Annotated in this window: 19 protein-coding genes and 1 pseudogene; 6 read left to right on the forward strand and 14 right to left on the reverse strand. The window is 60.7% G+C overall.

The window, feature by feature from the left end:
• Positions 1 to 16: 16 nt before the first annotated feature.
• Positions 17 to 1,498, forward strand: coding sequence for a methyl-accepting chemotaxis protein (locus tag ASE80_RS00595; protein WP_056857205.1), 1,482 nt, complete (start codon positions 17 to 19; stop codon positions 1,496 to 1,498).
• Positions 1,499 to 1,607: 109 nt separating this feature from the next.
• Positions 1,608 to 1,856 (forward strand): annotated as a pseudogene (locus tag ASE80_RS00600) (terminase); the annotation flags it as partial.
• A gap of 6 nt (positions 1,857 to 1,862) precedes the next feature.
• Here ASE80_RS00600 and ASE80_RS00605 read toward each other — a convergent pair.
• The 3 genes from ASE80_RS00605 to ASE80_RS00615 form a co-directional block, all read right to left on the reverse strand.
• The gene (locus ASE80_RS00605; RefSeq protein ID WP_056857206.1) at positions 1,863 to 2,660 is read right to left on the reverse strand and encodes an acyl-CoA thioesterase; all 798 of its coding nucleotides are present in this window, start codon (positions 2,658 to 2,660) and stop codon (positions 1,863 to 1,865) included.
• 90 nt (positions 2,661 to 2,750) lie between these two features.
• Entirely contained in the window at positions 2,751 to 3,512 is a 762-nt protein-coding gene (locus ASE80_RS00610) for a CHAD domain-containing protein (protein ID WP_056857207.1), read from the reverse strand.
• Between the two features lie 42 nt (positions 3,513 to 3,554).
• Positions 3,555 to 3,833 carry a hypothetical protein gene (locus ASE80_RS00615; protein WP_010176194.1) on the reverse strand — a complete coding sequence of 93 codons (279 nt, stop codon included), beginning with the start codon at positions 3,831 to 3,833 and terminating at the stop codon, positions 3,555 to 3,557.
• A gap of 237 nt (positions 3,834 to 4,070) precedes the next feature.
• On the opposite strand from ASE80_RS00615, the gene ASE80_RS00620 reads away from it, so the two are divergent.
• Positions 4,071 to 5,108 (forward strand): patatin-like phospholipase family protein, encoded by a 1,038-nt coding sequence (locus ASE80_RS00620; protein WP_056857208.1) that lies wholly within the window; start codon positions 4,071 to 4,073, stop codon positions 5,106 to 5,108.
• Positions 5,109 to 5,230: 122 nt separating this feature from the next.
• Here the strand turns inward: ASE80_RS00620 and ASE80_RS00625 are convergent, their stop codons facing one another.
• The 6 genes from ASE80_RS00625 to kdpF all read right to left on the reverse strand — a co-directional run bounded on the left by ASE80_RS00625 (position 5,231) and on the right by kdpF (position 13,255).
• On the reverse strand, positions 5,231 to 5,920 hold the full coding sequence (locus tag ASE80_RS00625) for a response regulator (RefSeq protein WP_053255124.1): 690 nt from the start codon (positions 5,918 to 5,920) through the stop codon (positions 5,231 to 5,233).
• A 37-nt stretch (positions 5,921 to 5,957) separates the two neighbouring features.
• A complete protein-coding gene (locus tag ASE80_RS00630; RefSeq protein ID WP_056857209.1) occupies positions 5,958 to 8,609 on the reverse strand; it encodes a sensor histidine kinase in 2,652 nt (883 codons plus the stop codon).
• Between the two features lie 125 nt (positions 8,610 to 8,734).
• On the reverse strand, positions 8,735 to 9,280 hold the full coding sequence (kdpC, locus tag ASE80_RS00635) for a potassium-transporting ATPase subunit KdpC (RefSeq protein WP_056857210.1): 546 nt from the start codon (positions 9,278 to 9,280) through the stop codon (positions 8,735 to 8,737).
• Positions 9,281 to 9,376: 96 nt separating this feature from the next.
• Positions 9,377 to 11,434 (reverse strand): potassium-transporting ATPase subunit KdpB, encoded by a 2,058-nt coding sequence (kdpB, locus tag ASE80_RS00640; protein ID WP_371920487.1) that lies wholly within the window; start codon positions 11,432 to 11,434, stop codon positions 9,377 to 9,379.
• A gap of 21 nt (positions 11,435 to 11,455) precedes the next feature.
• The gene (gene kdpA / locus ASE80_RS00645; RefSeq protein WP_056857212.1) at positions 11,456 to 13,156 is read right to left on the reverse strand and encodes a potassium-transporting ATPase subunit KdpA; all 1,701 of its coding nucleotides are present in this window, start codon (positions 13,154 to 13,156) and stop codon (positions 11,456 to 11,458) included.
• A gap of 9 nt (positions 13,157 to 13,165) precedes the next feature.
• Positions 13,166 to 13,255: a K(+)-transporting ATPase subunit F gene (gene kdpF / locus ASE80_RS00650; RefSeq protein ID WP_003218754.1), complete on the reverse strand. Its 90-nt coding sequence runs from the start codon at positions 13,253 to 13,255 to the stop codon at positions 13,166 to 13,168.
• A gap of 412 nt (positions 13,256 to 13,667) precedes the next feature.
• Here kdpF and eat point away from each other — a divergent pair, with 412 nt between their 5' ends.
• A complete protein-coding gene (gene eat / locus ASE80_RS00655) occupies positions 13,668 to 15,032 on the forward strand; it encodes an ethanolamine permease (RefSeq protein ID WP_056857636.1) in 1,365 nt (454 codons plus the stop codon).
• Between the two features lie 111 nt (positions 15,033 to 15,143).
• Positions 15,144 to 15,311 (forward strand): DUF2897 family protein, encoded by a 168-nt coding sequence (locus ASE80_RS29655; RefSeq protein ID WP_017136085.1) that lies wholly within the window; start codon positions 15,144 to 15,146, stop codon positions 15,309 to 15,311.
• Between the two features lie 19 nt (positions 15,312 to 15,330).
• On the opposite strand, the gene ASE80_RS00660 is transcribed toward ASE80_RS29655, so the two are convergent.
• Complete coding sequence (locus ASE80_RS00660) at positions 15,331 to 16,179, reverse strand: urea carboxylase-associated family protein (RefSeq protein ID WP_056857213.1); 849 nt, start codon at positions 16,177 to 16,179, stop codon at positions 15,331 to 15,333.
• A gap of 15 nt (positions 16,180 to 16,194) precedes the next feature.
• Positions 16,195 to 16,839, reverse strand: a complete 645-nt coding sequence (locus ASE80_RS00665) for a GntR family transcriptional regulator (protein ID WP_056857214.1) — start codon at positions 16,837 to 16,839, stop codon at positions 16,195 to 16,197.
• Positions 16,840 to 16,973: 134 nt separating this feature from the next.
• Here ASE80_RS00665 and ASE80_RS00670 point away from each other — a divergent pair, with 134 nt between their 5' ends.
• Complete coding sequence (locus tag ASE80_RS00670; protein WP_056857215.1) at positions 16,974 to 17,552, forward strand: TetR/AcrR family transcriptional regulator; 579 nt, start codon at positions 16,974 to 16,976, stop codon at positions 17,550 to 17,552.
• Positions 17,553 to 17,579: 27 nt separating this feature from the next.
• Here the strand turns inward: ASE80_RS00670 and ASE80_RS00675 are convergent, their stop codons facing one another.
• The 3 genes from ASE80_RS00675 to ASE80_RS00685 form a co-directional block, all read right to left on the reverse strand.
• Positions 17,580 to 17,912, reverse strand: coding sequence for a ComEA family DNA-binding protein (locus tag ASE80_RS00675; RefSeq protein WP_056857216.1), 333 nt, complete (start codon positions 17,910 to 17,912; stop codon positions 17,580 to 17,582).
• A 111-nt stretch (positions 17,913 to 18,023) separates the two neighbouring features.
• Positions 18,024 to 20,018, reverse strand: coding sequence for a polysaccharide biosynthesis protein (locus ASE80_RS00680; protein WP_056857637.1), 1,995 nt, complete (start codon positions 20,016 to 20,018; stop codon positions 18,024 to 18,026).
• Positions 20,019 to 20,518: 500 nt separating this feature from the next.
• Positions 20,519 to 20,905 (reverse strand): hypothetical protein, encoded by a 387-nt coding sequence (locus tag ASE80_RS00685; protein WP_133257297.1) that lies wholly within the window; start codon positions 20,903 to 20,905, stop codon positions 20,519 to 20,521.
• Positions 20,906 to 21,006 lie beyond the last annotated feature (101 nt).

Consider the following 21,006-nt stretch of genomic DNA (forward strand, 5'->3'; position numbering starts at 1 on the left):
TCAGAGAAAACCTTCCATGGGTGCCTGGCTTAGCAATATCTCGCTGAAATACAAATTCTGGGCCGTGAATGCGGTCGCCTTCATCACCACCCTGCTGCTGGTGCTGTACGCCGTGCAGCTCGAGCAACAGGCCCGCAGCGATGCGTCCCGGGCCTCGGCGCAGGCCCAGGCGCGACTACTGGGTGCCTGGCCGGCCGACACGCCATTACCCAAAGATGAACATTGGCTGACCTTTGCCCGCGGCCAAACCCCAGCGCTGGCTGATCGGGATCTGTCCGCCTTGAGTACCGCCAGCGGTTGGGTCGAACTCAATCACATGCCCTTGTTCGGGGATAACCCACTGATCGGTGCCGACGTCCTCACACGGGCCAATGGCCAACAGATCGCCGTGCTGGCCTACGGCCGCAGCCTCAGCCAAGTCTTCGGCGAACGCTTCGCCAACTACGCCGTGGCCGTGTTGATCCTGATGCTGGCGATGCTCGGGGCCTCGCAGTTGCTGATCCGCTTCCTGCTCAGCCAACTCAACACCCTCAAGGACGTGATGCTGCACGTGGAGAAGACCGGCGACCTGGCGGCCCGCGTGCCCCTGGCGTGCAAGGACGAGGTGGGCCAGATGGCCAGCGCCTTCAACGCCATGCAAGCCGGTTATCAGCGCGTGGTCAGTACCGTGGCGCGCACCGCCCAGCAACTCGACGATGGCGCCGCACGCCTGGCCAGCAGCATGAACGAGGTGCAGCACGGCATGCTCGGCCAGCAAAGCGAAACCGACCAGGCGGCCACCGCCATCAATGAGATGACCGCCACCGTCTACCATATCGCCCAGCATGCCGGCGCTACCCGCGACCTGTCCCAGACCGCCGACACCCTCGCCGGCAGCGGCCAGGAAGTAGTCACCCGGGTGCAACGCTCTATCGCAGGCCTGTCCACCGGCGTGCAGCAGACGGCCGAAATGATCCAGAAACTCGCCGAAGACAGTCAGAAAATCAACGGTGTGGTCGGCGTGATCCACAGCATCGCCGAACAAACCAACCTGCTCGCCCTCAACGCCGCCATCGAAGCCGCCCGCGCCGGCGAAATGGGCCGTGGTTTTGCCGTGGTCGCCGACGAAGTACGCAACCTGGCCAAGCGCGTGCAAAGCTCCACCGACGAAATCACCCGCATGGTCTCGGCGCTGCAAGCCGGCACCCGCGACGCGGTGGACTTCATGCAGGAAAGCTCGTTCAAGGCCGACGACTGTGTGCAACAGGCCCAGGATGCCGGTGCCGCACTGGCCGAAATCACCAGCGCCGTGGCCCAGATGCGCGAAAGCAACACCCAGATTGCCGTGGCCGCCGAACAGCAGAGCCATGTTGCCGAAGAGATGAACCGCGCGGTGGTGAGCATTCGCGATGTGACCGAGAACACCGTGCAGCAGACGGTAGAGTCGGCCACCACCAGCAATCAGCTGGCGACCTTGGCCGGGGAATTGAGCAAGGCGATCGGGCAATTGAAGCTATAAGCCAAACAAGGCTGGCTATGGCCTCCATAGCGAGCCTTGATTCGCCGTCCCAGGTGCCTGCGACCTAAACTTTGTCCATGTTGTTTCAACGGACAGAGGATTGATCATCATGGGCAAACGTCACCCCAACTTCCCCGCCTGGCAATGGCGCACTCAGCCACAGGCTCACCAGCACCCCACCAACCTGGGCCTGCAACTGCTTGCCGTGCCTTTGCTGATCATTGGTTTTCTGTTGATGGTCTCAGGCGTGTTCAGCTTCAGCCTGGCCAGTGTTGCCATCGGCGTCGTCGGCCTGTTGGCGGGCGTGGCACTGCAACGCCACGGCCGCACGCTGGAAGCCCAGGGCAGCCAGCACTTCTGAGGCTCAGGCGAAGACCACCACAGTCTGGCGGCTGATGGCGATCAACTCGCCGCTCGGGCTCCACAGCGCGGCAGCGGCATGGCCGTAGCCGTCGCGGGCGTGCTCGATGTTGACGTAGTACTGGCACCAGTCGAGGGTGGTCAGGTTTTGCAGCGGCTGGATAAACTCGATGGTCCAGGTCAGGGTGCTGCCCGGCGCGGGCTTGGTCAGGTGTGGCAGCAAGGCCGGTGGCCAGGCGTCGACCAGGGCAAGAATATGCGACTCGGTCAGCGGTTCTTCCTTCACGTCCCCACGCAAACGCACCCAACCGCCCATGTCGCGGGATTTATTACCGGTAAACGGCAGGCCGCCGACACTCCAGCGCATCGCCAGGTGGCGCATGAATTCGGGGGTAACCCCTTTGATATAGGGCAGCTCCTGGCACTCATCCCAGTGTTTGAACACCGGCGGCGGCTCGCTCGCCACCTCAATGACCGACTCGCGGGCTGCGCCAAAGCTGGCTTGTACCAAGGTCGCCACTTCGCCGTTCTGCACCACACGGCCGAGTAACTGGCTGACTGCTTTGCCTTCGCGCAGCACTTCGACCTGATAACTGGCGGGTACATCCGGGGCGACCGGGCCGACAAAGGTGATGGCCAGTGAGCGCAAAGGCCGCTCCGAAGGCACTTTGGCGCGCAAGGCTTCGTGTTGCAACGCAGCCACCAGGCCACCAAACGTCGCGCGGCCCTGGGCCCATTCGGCGGGGATGGTCACTTCCAGCGGGTTGTTACGGGCGGCATCGAGCAAATCACTAAAGCGCATGGCAACCTCACATCCAGAAAACCGATGCCGGGATCTTAACCAGCAGGCTGGCCAGGCACAGCGCCTATTCCGGCCAAAAGCCGGACCGGTTCAGAAACAATCCGCGCCGAGCTTGTCCAGCACCCGATCCGCCTGGCCTTCAGCCTTGGCCATGGTGCGCTGCCAAACCGCAACGCACGGCTGCAGGTCGGGTTGATGTTCAGCCTGGGCCAGCCATTGCCAGCAATCGTGCCAATCGCCGAGGGCGCCTTGCGCTTGCTTGAGGCGTTGCATCGCCTTGGCAGGCAGTTTGTCCAGTTCGGGGTAGGCTTCGGCCGCGTAACGCACGCGCTTGATCAGCAGGCGCAGACGGTGGCGGTCATGATCGGGGTCTTTGAGGGCGTCATCGAGCTTCTGCCATTGCTTGGCCAAGCGCTTCTCGATGCGCGGGCGCAGGCCCTTGAGCAGTTTCTGGTGTTGGGAGGCGCGGATAAACCGCGGGAAGGCATCCAGGATCAGCAGCAAATGCGCGAGTTCCGGGCTTTGCGCCACCTGGCGATAAGCATCGGCCTGCAAGCGCAGGCGCCGGTCGGCCGCCGCGTGATGGCCGTGCTGGTGCAGGTATGCCGCCAGCACCTCGCGGTCGCGCAGCGGCGTGGTCAATTGGCCGACCGTGCTGGCGGCCAATTCAAGCTGCTCGACACCCGGCAGCCCGCGCAAGGGGCGCAACAAACTGCGCAGGCGTCGCACGGTGGTGCGCAGGTCGTGCAAGGCTTCATCGTCGGTGACGGCGGCAAGGCGAGCCTGGCAGCTCAGTAACCCTACTTCCAGGCCAATGACCTGAGCGACTAACTGATCAACCAGCGCTGACATCCCTTCCCCCTTAACGATAAAACCCTAGGCTCCGCTAACCGATCAACGCCCAGCGCGCGATTCACGAATGTAGAAGCGCGCTTTCTCGGCCTTGTTGGAACAGCCTTCAAACGCTTCGAATTGCTGCTGGGTCTTGGCGCCGGTCAACAGCGACAAAGCCTTAGAGTAGCTCACGGTGCCGGCAAAGCCTTCGGCCTTGGCCAAATCCAACTCGTGCCAGGCCGCATCCAATTGCGTGCCACAGCTGTCACGGTATGCGGTTTTGCCGGCACAACCGGCCAGGGCCAACACGATCACAGGCACACACATCCAGGCTTTCATCAATGACACCTCAAATATAGAAAAACAGTCGTAGGCTGTAGACGTTGCCTCCAAGGAAAAGTGCCTTGTGGGCCGCCTGAAATCAGAAGTGTCCATTCAAACGTGCTTTCAGAAGTGCCTGCTCGGAAATGCCTACCGCCAGAGCATACCCGAGCGTTATGGCTATTCTGGAAAAATATTTTGATGCCCTCGGCCGGTAAGCGCATTGTGGGCCACTGTTTTACGAAGGATCAGCTCATGAAAAAACGTGTTGCCTTGGTGCTCGGTTCCGGCGGCGCCCGCGGTTACGCCCACATCGGCGTGATCGAGGAAATCGAACGGCGCGGCTACGACATCGCCTGTATCGCCGGCTGCTCCATGGGCGCCGTTGTCGGCGGCATCTACGCCGCCGGCAAGCTCGACGAATACCGCAACTGGATCGAGAGCCTCGACTACCTGGACGTGCTGCGCCTGGTGGACGTGAGCTTTCGACTGGGGGCGATTCGTGGCGAAAAAGTCTTCGGGCAAATCCGCAAGATCGTCGGCGAGATCAATATCGAAGAACTGCGGATTCCCTACACCGCCGTGGCCACTGACCTCACCAACCAACAGGAAATCTGGTTCCAGGAAGGCTGCCTGCACCAGGCCATGCGCGCTTCGGCGGCGATTCCCAGCCTGTTCACGCCGGTGATGCAAGGCAACCGCATGCTGGTGGACGGCGGCCTGCTCAACCCGCTGCCGATCGTGCCGGTGGTGTCGAGCCATTGCGACTTGATCATCGCGGTCAACCTCAACGCCACCAACCAGAAGCACTACCACCTGCCAGTGATCCAGCGCCCGCCGGCGTTCAAGAGCCGCTTTAACAGCCTGGCCAAATCACTGGGTTCGCACCTGCCGTTTCGGCGCAAACAGGCCGAGCAACTGATGAAGCTGGAGCAGGAAGCCTTGCAGTCCCAGGCCGCCGACATCAACCCGTGGCTGGAGTCGGCCGAACCCGAGGCCCAACAACCTGCGGCCGCCCCTGAAAAACAAGGTGCGCCGAAGTCCGCCACCGGCTCGTTCATCATCGATAACGTCGGGCCCGCGTCACTGCTGGACCTGATCAACCAGAGTTTCGAAGTGATGCAGACCTCGTTGGCGCAGTACAAGATCGCCGGTTACCCGCCGGACGTACTGATCAACGTGCCGAAGCGGGTGTGTCGGTTTTTCGAGTTTTACAAGGCGCCGGAGTTGATCGCGTTGGGGCGGGAAATTGCCAGTGATACGTTGGATCGGTATGAGAGTGAGCAACACTAAGATAGGCGGTGTGGTTGATGGCCCTATCGCAGGCAAGCCAGCTCCCACCTTTGAATGTATTCACAAATCAAAAGGTGGGAGCTGGCTTGCCTGCGATAGGGCCGGTTCAGGCACCGATAAATTCAGGCATTCAACAACCGATACCCCACACCCGCCTCGGTCACGATAAACCGTGGCTGCGTCGGATCATCCGCCAGTTTCTGTCGCAGATGGCCCACCACAATGCGCAGGTAATGGCTGTCTTCGGTATGGGTCGGCCCCCAGATATCCTTGAGCAATTGCTGCTGGGTGATCACCCGCCCAGGATGCCGCGCCAGTTGCGCCAGCACCGCATATTCCTTGCGGGTCAGGGCCACCTCGACACCGTCCAGCAGCACCCGGCGATAGGCCAGGTCCACCGTCAACGGGCCGAAACTCAGCGCCGCTTCCTGAGCCTCTCCCGCCGGCGCCTGGCGCAGCAAGGCGCGTACACGGGCGAGAAACTCCTGGATGCCAAAGGGCTTGGTCACGTAGTCATTGGCGCCGCTGTCCAGGGCTTCGACTTTTTGCACTTCGCTGGCGCGCACCGACAGCACCAACACCGGCACCGTCGACCACTCGCGAAACTCGCGCAACACTTGCTGGCCGTCCATGTCAGGCAAGCCAAGGTCGAGCACCAGCAAGTCCGGTTTGCTCAATGCCGCTTGGGCCAGGCCTTCGTTGCCGGTGCCGGCCTCGATCACCTTGTAGCCCTGGGAGGCCAGGCTGATACGCAGGAATTTGCGGATCTGCGGTTCGTCATCAATGACTAGAATCGTCGCGGTCTGGCTCATGGTGTCCAATCAAAATCCGTGGAGAAAAGAGGGTAGCTCAAGGCTCGCGCTCCGGGCCAGGTTGCGTCGGTAACGGCAGGAACAAGCTGATGCAGGTGCCTCGCCCTTCTATACCATCCTCGACGCGGATATGCCCGCCGTGTGCGCCCACCATGCCCTGGCAGATCGCCAGGCCAAGGCCTGTGCCCTGTCCGCCGCGATCACCACGGGCGGCGGTGTAGAACATATCGAAAATCTTCGCACGCTCGTCCTCGGGGATCCCCGGCCCCTCGTCGGCCACTGCAAAAAACAGCTGCTCATCCACCACGCCGGCACTCACCTGCAAACGGCCGTGGGGCGGTGAAAACCGCGCGGCGTTTTCCAGCACATTGACCAAGGCCTGCTCGATCAACGCCGCGTGTACATACAGCAGCGGCAGCTGCGCCGGCACGTCGGTGTGTACCTGCAACGGCGCCAGCACTGCGCGCAAACGGCCCAGGGCGCTGCCGACGATATCACCCGGCGACACCCAGTCGCGCGCCAGTTTCAGCGCGCCGTGGCCCAGGCGTGTCATGTCCAGCAGGTTCTGTATATAGCGGTCCAGGCGCTCGGCCTCATCGCGGGTGCCTTCCAGCAATTCGCGGCGGTCCTCCAGCGGGATGGCTTCGCCAAGCGCCAGCAGGCTGTCGATGCTGCCGCGCATCGAGGTCAACGGCGTGCGCAAATCGTGGGACACCGAGGCCAGCAAGGCGCTGCGCAGTTGTTCGGTTTCGCCGTGCAGGCGCGCCGATTCCAGTTCCTGCGCCAGTTGCGCGCGCGCCAGAGCTTGCGCCAATGGCTGGCTCAATGCGGTGAGCAGACGACGGCGCTGGCCGCTCAATTCCAGGCCGGGTTTGGGGCTTACGCCGAGCAGGCCCAATGGCCCCTCCTCCCCCGACAGCGGCCACCACCACCAACGCCCAAACGGCAAGGTGCCGGTGCCCATGCCGGCCGGTTGATCATGCTGCCAGGCCCAATCGGCGGCAGCTCGCTCGGCTTCGGTAAGGTTAAGCGCGGCGCCGGTTTCAACCTTCCAGCCGCCCTGGCCGTCGCGGTTCAGCAGACACAGCTCCAGATCACTCCAGCCTTGCAGATGATGGGCCGCCGCACTGATCACCGCCTGGCGATCAGTGGCCGCCGTGAGCTTGCGCGACAGGTCGAGCAGTTCGCTGGTTTCTTCCTGGGTGTCGCGCAAGGCCTGCAACTGCCGACGCTGACGCGCCGCGAGGTTGCCGGTCAACGCCGCCATCAGCAAGAAAAACAACAGGGTCAGCACGTCTTCTTCGCGCTGGATGGAAAAGGAAAAATTCGGCGGGATAAACAGGAAATCATAAGTCAGGAACGACAGCGCCGCGCACACCAGCGACGGTCCCAGGCTGCTGCGCACGCCGACCAGCAGCACTGCGGCGAGAAACACCAACGAGATATTCGGCAGCGGCAACACACTGGCTACCGCCCAGGCCAACGCAGCTGCGACGATGGTCGCCACCACCGCCAGGCCATAGTCGAACCACACCAGCCCGCGTACATCCGGCAGGCGCGGCGGCGCGGGCATGTCGTCGCTGTCGAGCACGTTGATCTCCAGACCCCGGGCATTGCGCAGCAAGCGTGCCGCCAAGCCACCCCCGAACAACCGGCGCCGCCAGCGCATCCGCGACTGCCCCACCAGTACCAGGCTGGCGCGGCGTTCGGCGGCATGCTGGATCAGCGTCTTGGCCACTTCACCGGCGCGCAGCAACACCACTTCGCCGCCCAGCCGTTCGGCCAGTTGCTGGGCATTTTGCAGGCGCAGGCGCGATTGCTCATCGCGCGCACGGCCGTTATCGATATGCACCAGGCTCCACGGCAAATGCCGGCGCTGGGCCACGCGGCTGGCGTGACGCACCAGGCGTTCGGCCTGCGCATCACCGTCCACGCCCACCAGCAAACGTCCGCGCACTGCCGGGGCAGCCTGGCCGAGCTGGCGGTAGCCTTGGGCCAGATCGTCATCGACATGGGCAGCGGCGGTTTGCATGGCCAGCTCGCGCAAGGCCATCAGGTTGGTCTGGGTGAAGAATGCGTCGATGGCGGCGCGCGCCTGTTCCGGCACATACACCTTGCCGTCGCGCAGGCGCTCCAGCAGTTCGCGGGACGGCAGGTCGATCAGCAGCAGTTCGTCGGCCTCTTGCAGCACCCAGTCCGGCAGGGTTTCGCGCACGTGCACGCCAGTGATGCCGCGCACCTGATCGTTCAAACTTTCCAGGTGCTGGACGTTGACCGTGGTGAACACGTTGATGCCGGCGGCGAGCAGTTCCTGGATGTCTTGCCAGCGTTTTTCATGGCGGCTGCCGGGGGCGTTGCTGTGGGCCAGCTCATCCACCAGTACCAGCTTGGGCTTGGCGGCGAGCAGGCCGTCGAGGTCCATTTCTTCGAGCATCACGCCACGGTATTCGCTGCGCAACAAGGGTTGCTGCGGCAGGCCGCTGAGCAAGGCTTCGGTCTCGGCGCGGCCGTGGGTTTCCACCACGCCTGCGATCAGGCGCACACCCTGGCGCAGTTGGGTGTGGGCGGCCTGGAGCATGGCGTAGGTCTTGCCCACTCCGGGCGCGGCGCCGAGGAAGACTTTGAGCCGTCCACGGCCGTCCCGTGGCAGATCGGCTAGCAGGGCATCGGCGCGGCCGGAGTCGCTCATGCTTTAGAGTTCCTTCAGGTGTTTATTTGGAATCCTTCAGGCCGTCATCGCGGGCAAGCCCGCTCCCACATTTGGAATGCATTTCCCTGTGGGAGCGGGCTTGCCCGCGATGACGGCACCACGGCTTACAACTTTTCCAGCGCCATGTTCAGCGCCAGCACATTCACCACCGGCGGCCCCACCAGCGGGCTTTCGATGTGCTCATCGAGCAAGCGCTGCAGTGTAGACACCGGCACATTTCGCGCCGCCGCCACTCGCGCCAGTTGATAGGCAATCGCCGCCGGTGGCAAGTGTGGATCAAGACCGCTGCCGGAGGTCGTCAGGGAGGCCAAAGGCACCGGCCCCTGGCCTGGCACCAACTGTTTATTCGCGTCATCAAAAATACGCGTGGCCAATGCCGGGTTGCTTGGGGCCAGGTTGCTGGCGCTGCTGGAGACCGTGGCAAACGCGCCGGCCGATGGCCGTGGGTGGAACCAGCTGTCACCGGTAAAATCCTGAGCGATCAGGCTGGAACCGCGCACTTTACCGTCGGCGTCACGCACCAGGCTGCCGTTGGCCTGGTCGGGGAACGCAACTTGGGCAACGCCGGTGACCACCAGTGGGTAGGCGACGCCGGTGATCAGGGTCATGAGGACCAGCAGGCTCAGGGCCGGGCGGATCAGGGTGGACATTTCAAATTCCTCGATTCGTTTTCAGCGCAGGACGCGGAGCGTCCGGGGCGGCGTTCCCACGCTGAGCATGGGAACGATCCAAAAAGTGCGATCCAGTTACACCAGGTGCAGCGCGGTCAGGAGCATGTCGATCGCCTTGATGCCCACGAACGGCACCAAAAGCCCGCCCAGCCCGTAGATCAGCAGGTTGCGGCGCAGCAACGCCGCCGCACTCGCCGCCTGTACGCGCACACCGCGCAGTGCCAGGGGAATCAACACCACAATGATCAGCGCGTTGAAGACGATGGCCGAGAGAATCGCGCTCTGCGGGCTCTGCAAATGCATCACGTTGAGCACGCCCAGTTGCGGGTAGATCGCGGCAAACAGCGCCGGCAAAATCGCGAAGTATTTGGCCACGTCGTTGGCAATGGAAAAGGTCGTCAACGCGCCGCGAGTCACCAGCAGTTCCTTGCCGATCTGCACCACGTCCAGCAGCTTGGTCGGGTCGCTGTCGAGGTCGACCATGTTGGCGGCTTCGCGAGCAGCCTGAGTGCCGTCGTTCATCGCCATGCCGACATCGGCCTGGGCCAGTGCCGGGGCGTCGTTGGCGCCGTCGCCGCACATGGCAACCAGGCGACCGTCGTTCTGCTCGTGGCGGATGCGTGCGAGTTTTTTCTCTGGCGTGGCTTCGGCCAGCACGTCGTCCACACCGGCTTCTGCGGCAATTGCGGCGGCGGTCAACGGGTTGTCGCCGGTGACCATCACGGTGCGAATCCCGAGCTTGCGCAACTCTGCAAAACGTTCGCGGATGCCGGGCTTGACCACGTCCTTGAGGTGGATCGCGCCGAGCAGTTTGCCGTCGGCGCATACCAGCAATGGCGTGCCGCCGCTTTGGGCGATCTTGTCGATTTCCCGCGAGAGTGCCGGTTGCAGGTCACCGCGTTGTTGGCCGATAAACGCCAGCAGGGAATCGACCGCGCCTTTGCGGAACACACGGCCTTGGTAGTCGACACCGGACAAGCGCGTTTCGGCACTGAACGGCACGGAGGTCAGCTCATCCAGGGTTGGCTCGGCCTGAGGGTGCAGCGTGCGCAGGTATTCGACGATGGATTTGCCTTCCGCCGTGTCGTCCGCCAGGGACGCCAGCAGGGCGCCTTCGGCCAGGTCGCGACCGCTGACGCCTGGTGCTGCGATCACGGCGGCACAGCGACGGTTGCCGAAGGTGATGGTGCCGGTCTTGTCCAGCAGCAACACATGCACGTCACCCGCCGCTTCCACGGCACGCCCGGATTTAGCGATGACGTTGAGGCGTACCAGGCGATCCATACCGGCAATACCGATGGCCGACAACAGGCCGCCAATGGTGGTCGGGATCAACGTCACCAGCAGCGCGACCAGGAACACCAGCGGCAAGCTGCCATTGGCGAAGTGGGCGAACGGCTGCAGGGTCACCACCACCAGCAGGAAGATCAGCGTAAGACCGATCAGCAGGATATCCAGCGCCACTTCGTTGGGGGTTTTCTGGCGTTTGGCGCCTTCCACCAGCGCGATCATGCGGTCCAGGGTGGACTCGCCGGGGTTGACGGTGATACGCACCAGCAACCAGTCCGACACCAGCCGCGTGTTACCGGTGACGGCCGAACGGTCGCCGCCGGATTCACGAATGACCGGCGCGGATTCACCGGTGATCGCCGCCTCGTTGACCGCCGCAATACCTTCGATGACCTCGCCGTCACCGGGGATCATTTCCCCGGCGGTGACGCGCACCACGTCACCTTTGCGCAGGCTGGTGGCGGGCACGACTTTGAAGCTGCCGTCGGCCTCTTTGCGGCGTGCACTGAGGCCTTCGCTGCCGGCTTTGAGGCTGTCGGCGCGGGCCTTGCCGCGACCTTCGGCCAAGGCTTCGGCGAAGTTGGCGAACAGCACGGTGAACCACAGCCACACGGCGATTTGTACGGCGACAAAAGTCGGCACGTTGATGTCCGGCACAAAGCACAGCACGGTGGTGAGGATCGCGGTCAACTCGACCACCAGCATCACCGGCGAGCGTTGCAGTTGGCGTGGGTCGAGCTTGACGAACGCCTGGACCAGCGCCGGACGCCACAAGGCGGAGATCGCAGTTTTTGGCGGTTCCTGGGTGTTCACAGGAGCGGCGTTTTTTGCAGGCATATTCATTGTCATATCCCCTTTAGCTCTTTATTTAGGAGCAGCCATGCTCAGGTGTTCAGCAATGGGGCCCAGCGCCAGCGTTGGCAGGAAAGTCAGGCCGCCCACCAGCAAAATGGTCACGGTCAACAGGGTCACGAACAGCGGGCCATGGGTGGGGAAGCTGTTCTGGCCAATCGGTGCGGTTTTCTTCATCGCCAGGCTGCCGGCCAGGGCCAGTACCGGGAGGATGTAGCCGAAGCGGCCGAGCAGCATGCCCAGGCCCAGCATCAGGTTGTGGAACGGCGTGTTGGCGCTGAAACCGCCGAATGCCGAGCCGTTGTTGGCACTGGCCGAGGTGTAGGCATAGAGCAACTGGCTGAACCCGTGGGGGCCAGGGTTACTGATGGCACCGGCCGGGCCGGGCAGGCTGGCGGCAATGGCGCCGAGCACCAGCACGCCAACCGGCATGACCAGGAGAGTCACGACCAGCAATTGCACTTCCTTGGCCTGCAGCTTCTTGCCCAGGTATTCCGGGGTACGGCCGATCATCAGGCCGGCGAGGAACACCGCGATCAACACGTTGAGCAACATGCCGTACATACCGGCGCCGACGCCGCCGAAGATCACTTCGCCGACCATCATGTTGACCAGCGAGACCATCCCGGCCAGCGGGTTGAGGCTGTCTTGCATGCCATTGACCGAACCGTTGGACGCCGCCGTGGTGGTCACCGACCACAACACCGTGCCGGTGGTGCCAAAGCGCGCTTCCTTGCCTTCCAGCGGTGCGGTTTGCTCGACCGCCGGGTTGTTCAGGGTCGGGTTGGGCTGGTATTCGGCCCACAGCGACGTCGCGCCGCCGATCAGGAACAGCGCCAGCATGCAGCCGAGAATCGCGCGGCTCTGACGCAGGTCCTTCACGTAGTGGCCGAAGGTAAACACCAACGCCACCGGAATCAGGATGATTGCCGACACCTCGAACAGGTTGGCCCAGGCCGTCGGGTCTTCAAACGGGTGCGCCGAGTTGACGCCAAAGAAGCCGCCGCCATTGGTGCCCAGTTGCTTGATCGCAATCTGGCTGGCAGCCGGGCCGAGTGGGATCACTTGGTCCACGCCCTGCATCGTCACGGCATTCACATAGTGCGCGAAGGTTTGCGGCACGCCCTGCCACACCAGGAACAACGCGAACACCAGGCACAACGGCAGCAGGCCGTAGAGGGTGGCGCGGGTCATGTCGACCCAGAAGTTGCCCAGGGTCTTGGTGGACTTGCGCCCGATACCACGGCACAGCGCGACCAGTACAGCCAGGCCGGTGGCAGCGCTGACGAAGTTCTGCACGGTGAGGCCGATCATCTGGCTGAGGTAGCTCAGGGAAGCTTCACCGCTGTAGTTCTGCCAGTTGGTGTTGGTCATGAAACTGACCGCGGTGTTGAAGGCCAGCGTCCATTCCTGCCCCGGCAATTTCTGCGGGTTGAGTGGCAGATATTCCTGGAACAACAGCACGGCGAACAGCAACACGAAACCGGCCAGGTTAAACGCCAGCAGCGCCAGCGTGTACTTCTGCCAGCTCTGTTCCTGGTGCTCGTCCACCCCGGACAGGCGATAACAGGCGCGCTCGACCGGGCCAAGCACCGGCGAGAGCCAGGTGCGCTGACCTTCCATCACCTTGTAGTAGAACCGCCCCAGGAACGGTGCCGGCACCAGCACCATGGCAAAGAAGGCGATGATCAGCCAATAGTCATAACTGTGCATAGCCTGCTCCTAGTTCCGATCCGCGCGTAACAGCGCAACCAGCAGATAAATGAACAGCGCCACGGCCAATAGCAGTGACACCCCGTCCAGAACGCTCATGGAAGTCTCTCCGTTTTGCGGCGATTGCCGCGTGTGGGGCAATTGTCGGCAGGAGTGGTGTAAAGGAACGAGAGCGAAGGTTTGGGCGGGGCGTAAAGACGGCGTAAAGAGTGGGTTTATGCGGGGTTTACAGAGGGATTAGTGGTGGCTTTGCGGGCCTCTTCGCGAGCAAGCCCGCTCCCACACTTAACCGCGTACCTCCTGCTCAAACGCAGTCGAGTGTGGGAGCGGGCTTGCTCGCGAAAGCGTCAGGCCGGGCACCGCCGCTTTATTCTTGTGCACCAAATGAAGCATTCAAACGCAAAACCGTTCCCCTCACGACACTGTCTGCGCTTTACGACACGCTTCTATGGGCTGGCATGGCCACTGCAACACCCAGAACCATTCCAACCAGTTCAGGGAGCGCCACACGATGAACACACAACTCAAACCCACCTTGGGCACCCTGCATTTATGGGGCATTGCCGTCGGGCTGGTGATTTCCGGCGAATACTTCGGCTGGAGCTATGGCTGGGGCGTCGCCGGAACGCTGGGTTTTCTGGTGACCTCGTTGATGGTCGCCGCCATGTACACCTGCTTTATATTCAGTTTTACCGAACTGACCACCGCGATTCCTCACGCGGGCGGGCCGTTTGCCTACAGCCGTCGCGCCTTCGGCGAAAAAGGCGGCTTGATCGCGGGCCTGGCGACATTGATCGAATTTGTCTTCGCACCGCCCGCGATTGCCTTGGCCATCGGCGCTTACCTGAACGTGCAGTTCCCGGCACTCGACCCGAAGCACGCCGCCGTGGGGGCTTACATCGTATTCATGGGCCTGAATATCCTCGGGGTGAAGCTCGCCGCGACCTTTGAACTGGTGGTGTGCGTGCTCGCCGTCGCTGAGTTGCTGGTATTTATGGGCGTGGTCGCGCCAGCGTTCAGCTTCAGCAACTTCGCCCTGAACGGCTGGGCAGGTTCCGACACCTTCGGCGCGCCGGCGATTGCCGGGATGTTTGCGGCCATTCCTTTCGCCATCTGGTTCTTCCTCGCCATCGAAGGCGCAGCCATGGCGGCTGAAGAGGCGAAAGACCCCAAGCGCACCATTCCAAAAGCCTATATCAGTGGCATCCTGACCTTGGTGATCCTGGCCATGGGCGTGATGTTCTTCGCCGGTGGCGTGGGCGACTGGCGCACCCTGTCGAACATCAACGACCCGTTACCCCAGGCGATGAAAAGCGTGGTGGGCACCGGCTCCGGCTGGCTGCACATGCTGGTGTGGATCGGTTTGTTTGGCCTGGTAGCGAGCTTTCACGGGATCATCCTTGGCTATTCGCGCCAGTTCTTTGCCCTGGCCCGTGCCGGTTACTTGCCGCCGTTCCTGGCCAAACTCTCGCGTTTTCAAACACCGCACCGGGCAATCATCGCCGGCGGTGTGGTCGGTATCGCCGCGATCTACAGCGATGGCCTGATCAACCTGGGTGGCATGACGCTGACCGCAGCGATGATCACCATGGCGGTGTTCGGCGCCATCGTGATGTACATCATGAGCATGCTCAGCCTGTTCAAGCTGCGTAAGACCGAACCACTGCTGGAGCGCACATTCCGCGCGCCGGGTTATCCGGTCGTGCCCGCTATCGCGCTGGTACTGGCGCTGGTGTGCCTGGTGGCCATGGCCTGGTTCAATGCGCTGATCGGCCTGATATTCCTGGGCTTTATGCTGGCGGGGTTCATCTACTTCCAGCTGACCGCCCAAGACCGTGCCGATGCACCGGCTGACGCGATGTTGACCGGGCGCTAAGGTTATCGAGGCGGAACAGGCCTACAATGAACTACTCAGAAAGCCTGTTACTCAAAGCCGTTATTAGCGTGGGAACATTCTCCGACGCTGGTCCGCCTCAAGGAGAGCCTTATGCCGTGGTATGCGTGGTTGATTTTAGTGGTAGCGATCGGGTCGATCGTCGGTGGGCTGCTGATGCTGCGTGACAGCGCCAACAAGGTGGAACTCACCGACGAACAACGCAAACGCGTGGTCGAGCGCAACGCCCAGGCAGATGCCAAGGATGCGCAGGACCGCTGAGGCGGGTTACTCGCGCCGTTTATTCCCAGTCTGCCCTGGCAATATGCAAGCCGTGCTGTCCCTTGTAGGCAGCACGCTCAGGCTGGCTCCAGCCGTTGAGCAACGCCTCCTCCAAACGATAGATCTCTACGCCCAGCGGGCGGCACACGGTCAAGGGGTCTTGTGCGTCCGGCCCCCACATCGGCAGCGACAGATCCCCGCCCGGGCACGTCGACAAGGCACAAAGCAAATCAATCTCGGCAAAAAATTCCAGGTAATCGCCCTTCTGCGCCGGACAGGCTTTCATGAAGTACATGTCGTCATGATTAAGGCCGGTGCACTGGAAAATATTCAACACGTCGTGCACATCAAACTCGGTCAGGCCATGGGGCAGCACGGCGCGGGTCAAGTTGGAATGGCAGTGGTGGTGGAAGTCTTCGCCGGTGAGCATGCGGTTCACATACGGGTCACAGCGGGTGCCGAGCAAATCGTGCAGGCGCCCGCCGTGTTCATCGATGCCATAGCTCGCCAGGCTGTCATCGGTGATGGTCACCAGGGGGCGCAGAAACGGCAGGTTCGACCATAGCCGGTCATGGGTGCTGACATGGGCGCCCTGCAACTGCCGCGTGCGTGCCGCCCACAGGCGTTCGCGCGGGTCATTGGCGTTCCACACGTTGAAATCGCCGACCTGTGGGCCTACCGGCGTCGTCACGCGAAACACATGCCCAGCCGGCACTTTCCACGCCCTGCCCGTGCGAATCGGCACTTCGAATTGCTCGATCAATGTGCGTTTATCCGCCTGGTCGCGAATACGCGCGTAGAAGGCGGTGTCCACTTGCAGCGCCGAGCCTTTGCTGACCTGATAGGCAGCCGGATAGTCTTTGTACATGGGTGCAATCCTCCATCAAGGGTAATCAAACAGCGCCAGGGACAGGCGTTCGGAATCGTGCAGGTAAAGGCTCATCGCCTCCTGCGCAGCTGATTTATTGCCGTTCGCCAGCAAGCTGTAGATCTCACGGTCACGCTCCAGCCAGGGCGATTGAAAGCGTTGTTCATCGGGCGCCGCGCAAAACACCAGGCGCAATTGAGCGATCACTTGGGCGAAGAACTCGTCGAATAATGGGCTGCGCATCAACCCGACAATGTGCTGGTGGAACACCAGGCTGTGAGTGGCCACGGCGCGCCAATCTTCACGCTCGCGCGCCAGCGTGGTGGCTTCGATGGCATGTTGCATGCGCACGTCGTGATCGCCCGCCAGCGTGCCGCTCTGGGCGATGGCCTGCAGTTCAAGGGTACGGCGTACCACGAACAGGTCACGCACTTCATCGCGTGCCACGCGCCGGACCATCACGCCTTTGTTGCGCACATAACGGGTGAGCCCCTCCTGCCCCAAACGGTGTAACGCTTCGCGAATGGTATTGCGCGAGGCGCTGTAGCGTTTGACCAGGTCCACTTCGACCAGCGCCATCCCCGGTAACAGCCGCCCACCCATGATGTCGGCGCGCAGCTCAAGGGCAATCTGATCGGCTAAAGACAAACTGAGCGTCATCACCGCGCCTCGATTGTTGAACAATGCCTGAGCCAGATGTAATCACTTTTCATGCCAGGCCTGCTCGAGGCTGTCGCTATGGGTAAAAAGGATTTAACTTCGCTAAAATGCGCACTCGTTCCAGAGGCTGCCCTATGCGTTATTCAACAGATCACAAAGCCCAGACTCACCAGCGCATCATCAAGGAAGCCTCCGTACGGTTTCGCCGCGACGGTATTGGCGCCACCGGCCTGCAGCCCTTGATGAAAGCGTTGAACCTGACACACGGCGGGTTCTATGCGCATTTCAAGTCCAAGAATGAGCTGGTGGACAAGGCCCTGCTGGCCGCCGCTGCGGAACTCGATGCCCATTGCGCAACGTTATTCAGCCAGGAACGGCCACTAGATGCGTTTATCGACAGCTACCTGTCGCCATGGCACCAGACCTCGCCGGGTGAAGGCTGCCCGCTGCCCACAATGTCGTCGGAGTTGGGCCTGCGAGGGCAGCATAGCCCGGTAACGGATGCGGTACTTGAAGCCAGGCTGACCCAGATCGACTCGGCATTGGAGCACCCGAAGGGTGACCACGAGAGCCTGGTACTGATGTCGACATTGGTGGGCGCCCTGGTATTGGCCAGAAGCGTCGAAAGCCAGGAAATGGCAGCCCGCATCATGGAAGTGGTAAGCGGGTGCTTGAAAGAACAGGTCTCGGACAAACAGAAGGCCGGTCAGTGACCGGCCTTCCGCCCAGGGTTCACACCCTTAGTTGATTGCCAGCCTGTCGCGGTTTTTCTCCAGCAACGCCTTGCCGATGCCTTTGACTTCCAGCAACTCGTCGACCGCCGTAAAAGGCCCGTTGCTGTCACGATAGGCGATGATCGCCTTGGCCTTGGCGGCGCCAATACCGAACAGGTCGCGGCGCAGGACTTCAGCGTCGGCGGTGTTGAGATTGACCTTGGTGGATTGCTCGACGTTGGCCATCTGGGCCGTAATAGCCGCTGGGGCTTCGGCTTTGATGGAAGGGGCTGCGGTGGTTGCTACGGAAAGGCTGGTGAGGACGGCAAAGATCAGGGAAGAGATATAGGCGTTTTGCATTGGTGACACTCCATGACATCGGAAGAAGAAAAGCAGCTTTCCAAAAGCTGCTTTTCTAACTTAGGCGATGTGGCGAGAGAGTCAAAAACGGGTGAGTAACAGGGTGTTAACTCACGGCTCCAAACGGCGCTGCTGGTAGATCCAATCGACGATTTCGCCGTCGGGCGAGTAGCCACTGACTGTTTCGCGCAGGATCTGACGCACACGGGTGTAGTCGTCCTCACTCACCGCGCCAAGCAATTCGCTCAGTTTGCTTTTGAGTACGTCCCACGCCAGGTGGTCCTCGTTGGCGCTCATAATCATCGGGTGCTGGGTAGCGACGACGTTGTTGCCGATCAGTAACTCCTCGTAAAGCTTTTCGCCTGGGCGCAATCCGGTGAACTCGATCGCGATATCCCCGTGAGGGTTTTTATCCGTGCGCACGCTCAGCCCGGATAAATGAATCATCTTTTCCGCAAGCTCTACAATTTTTACGGGTTCACCCATGTCCAGAACGAACACGTCCCCGCCCTGCCCCATGGAACCGGCCTGGATCACCAGCTGGGCCGCTTCGGGGATGGTCATGAAATACCGCGTAATTTTTGGGTGTGTGACGGTCAATGGGCCGCCGGCCTTGATCTGCCGGTGAAACAGCGGAATCACTGAGCCGGAAGAACCCAGAACATTGCCGAACCTGACCATCGTGAAGCGCGTTTTGTTGACGCGCGCCACGCCAGACTTGTCGCCAAACATCACCGGCGCTTTTTCCACGCTCAGGGCTTGCAGGGCTAATTCTGCAAGGCGCTTGGTACTGCCCATCACATTGGTGGGACGAACAGCCTTGTCGGTGGAAATCAGCACAAAGTTCACCACGCCGGCCTTCAAGGCTGCCTGGGCGGTATTCAAAGTACCGATGATGTTATTCAAGACACCTTCGGCGATGTTGTGCTCGACAATCGGCACATGTTTGTACGCAGCCGCATGATAAACCGTGTCGACGTGCCAGCTTTTCATGACATCAAGTAATTTATTCTCGTCGCGTACCGACCCCAGAATAGGCAATAACTTAATGGGCATCGACTCATGCGCAACGCGGTGCTCAAGTTCGGACAGGATACTGTAGAGGTTGAATTCGCTGTGTTCGAACAAAAGTAAGGTCTTGGGTTTCTGCGTCAAAATCTGCCGGCATAGTTCAGACCCAATCGACCCCCCTGCGCCAGTGACCAAAACTGACTGGCCAGCGATACAACGCGCAAGCAGGTCTTCCTGGGCTGGCACTGCATCACGCCCCAGCAAGTCGGCAATATCGACTTCTTGAATATCGTCGACCTTGACGCGACCACTGGCCAAATCCATAAAATCAGGCACGCTGCGTACATGCAGCGGAAAACGCTCAAGGTTAGAGAGAATCTCACGCCTGCGCCCGCGGCCCGCAGAAGGCACTGCAAGCAATATCTGCTGAGCGCCCGTTGTGTCGATCATCTGCTGAATATGCTTGGGCTTGAACACCTGCAGCCCGGAGATGACACGACCGGCGATACTCCCGTCGTCATCGATGAAGGCAACCGGGCGCATGACACGCCCCATGCGCAACGCAGCGACCAATTGATTACCCGCCGAGCCGGCTCCGTAAATGGCAACTTTCGTCAATCCATCATCACGATTGGTAAAGGGAACATGCTGCGCCGCGGAGAACCAATCGCCCATGAAGTACTGGCGCATCGCTAGTCTCAATCCGCCTACGGTCACCAGGCACAACCACCAATAATTGAAAATAACCGAGCGTGGAACAACGTATTGATGGTTGCTGTAAAGATAGACAGCCAAGCCAAGAATAAGTGAAGAAAGGCTCACCGCTTTGATAATAGTAATAAGTGCATCGTTACCAAAGTAACGCATGACGGCGCGGTACATGCCAAAGCGGACAAACAGGGGAATGGCGATCACCGGAGCGCTCACGAACAGCCATAAGTATCGCTGAATCGGCTGTTCCATCTCGGCAATCCCAAGTCGTACGACGAAGGCCATCCATAATGAAATCCACACCAATATAATATCAACAAGCACCTGAAGAATGCGCTTGTGGCGGCGCGGGAGATTTAATAAAAAAACTCTCATCTTATCCATGCCCTTCTCCAACACTTTTCCACGCTCCTAGAATCAAAACCGTGCCCGCGAATAGACGAAAATAGCGATCCATAATGAATAACCAGCACTGAACAAAAATCGTACAGGCGCGGCTACTGCATCAAAATCTTCCTTCAGAAAAATCGCATTCCTTTGACGACCTTTCCTTGGGTTAATAACCCCTATTCTGTACTGAAAATACCACGGTGTTACCCGACACCTACAGTAAACACCCTGAATCGGATGATACCCTTGTTGTGTGGGAAATCCTTTGAAATCCTTTGTCAGCCCCAAAAAAACCGGGACGGGTGAGCGTTGGCCCCTACGAAACCGCGGGGTTCGAGCGCTTACGAACAAAAAATGGCGAACACCTGACAAGCTGCTAGGCTTGGCCCGAGACGTTGAGTTGCAGTCGATTCATTAGCTAGCATAGCAACAGTCCCGTACAGCGAAATGTAACAAAAGTGGTCACCTTTAAAACAATGCAAGAGAGGCTGATATCACTGTCGATGTTCACTAAAGGTATAAGTCTCGCCCTCTAGAACGTCTGGCAAAAGCCCTTGGAGAGCCAAGCCGAACAGCTGTTCCATTTCAATCTTGGAAAAAACACGTCTAAAGAGGCTATACTCCGCAACGCGTTCACCTGTGCCGCTACAGCGGATACAGCGGAAAGCATTGTAGGAAAAGTCTGAAAGAATCCGTCGCAACAAAAATAACTGGATCACCAGCACTTGATGCATGACCTTAATGATAAAAATGCTAACCAGCCATCCTGCTTTAACGAAACCAAACAGCCCCAACGCGAGCGAATTGTGCCTTGGAGCCGCAAGACAGGGATACTTTAGAGTATGCGCACTACTTGCTGAGTGATCATCGCAGGTGTACATACGCACTGCCAAACTGGACGAAAGGAGGCCGCCCAAGAATCGTCACTAGCCCCAGGCAAATGGCCTGGAATTCGCACGAACCTAAACACACGGGCATGCAA

The sequence above is a fragment of the Pseudomonas sp. Leaf15 genome, from assembly GCF_001421425.1.
Lineage (GTDB): Bacteria > Pseudomonadota > Gammaproteobacteria > Pseudomonadales > Pseudomonadaceae > Aquipseudomonas > Aquipseudomonas salomonii.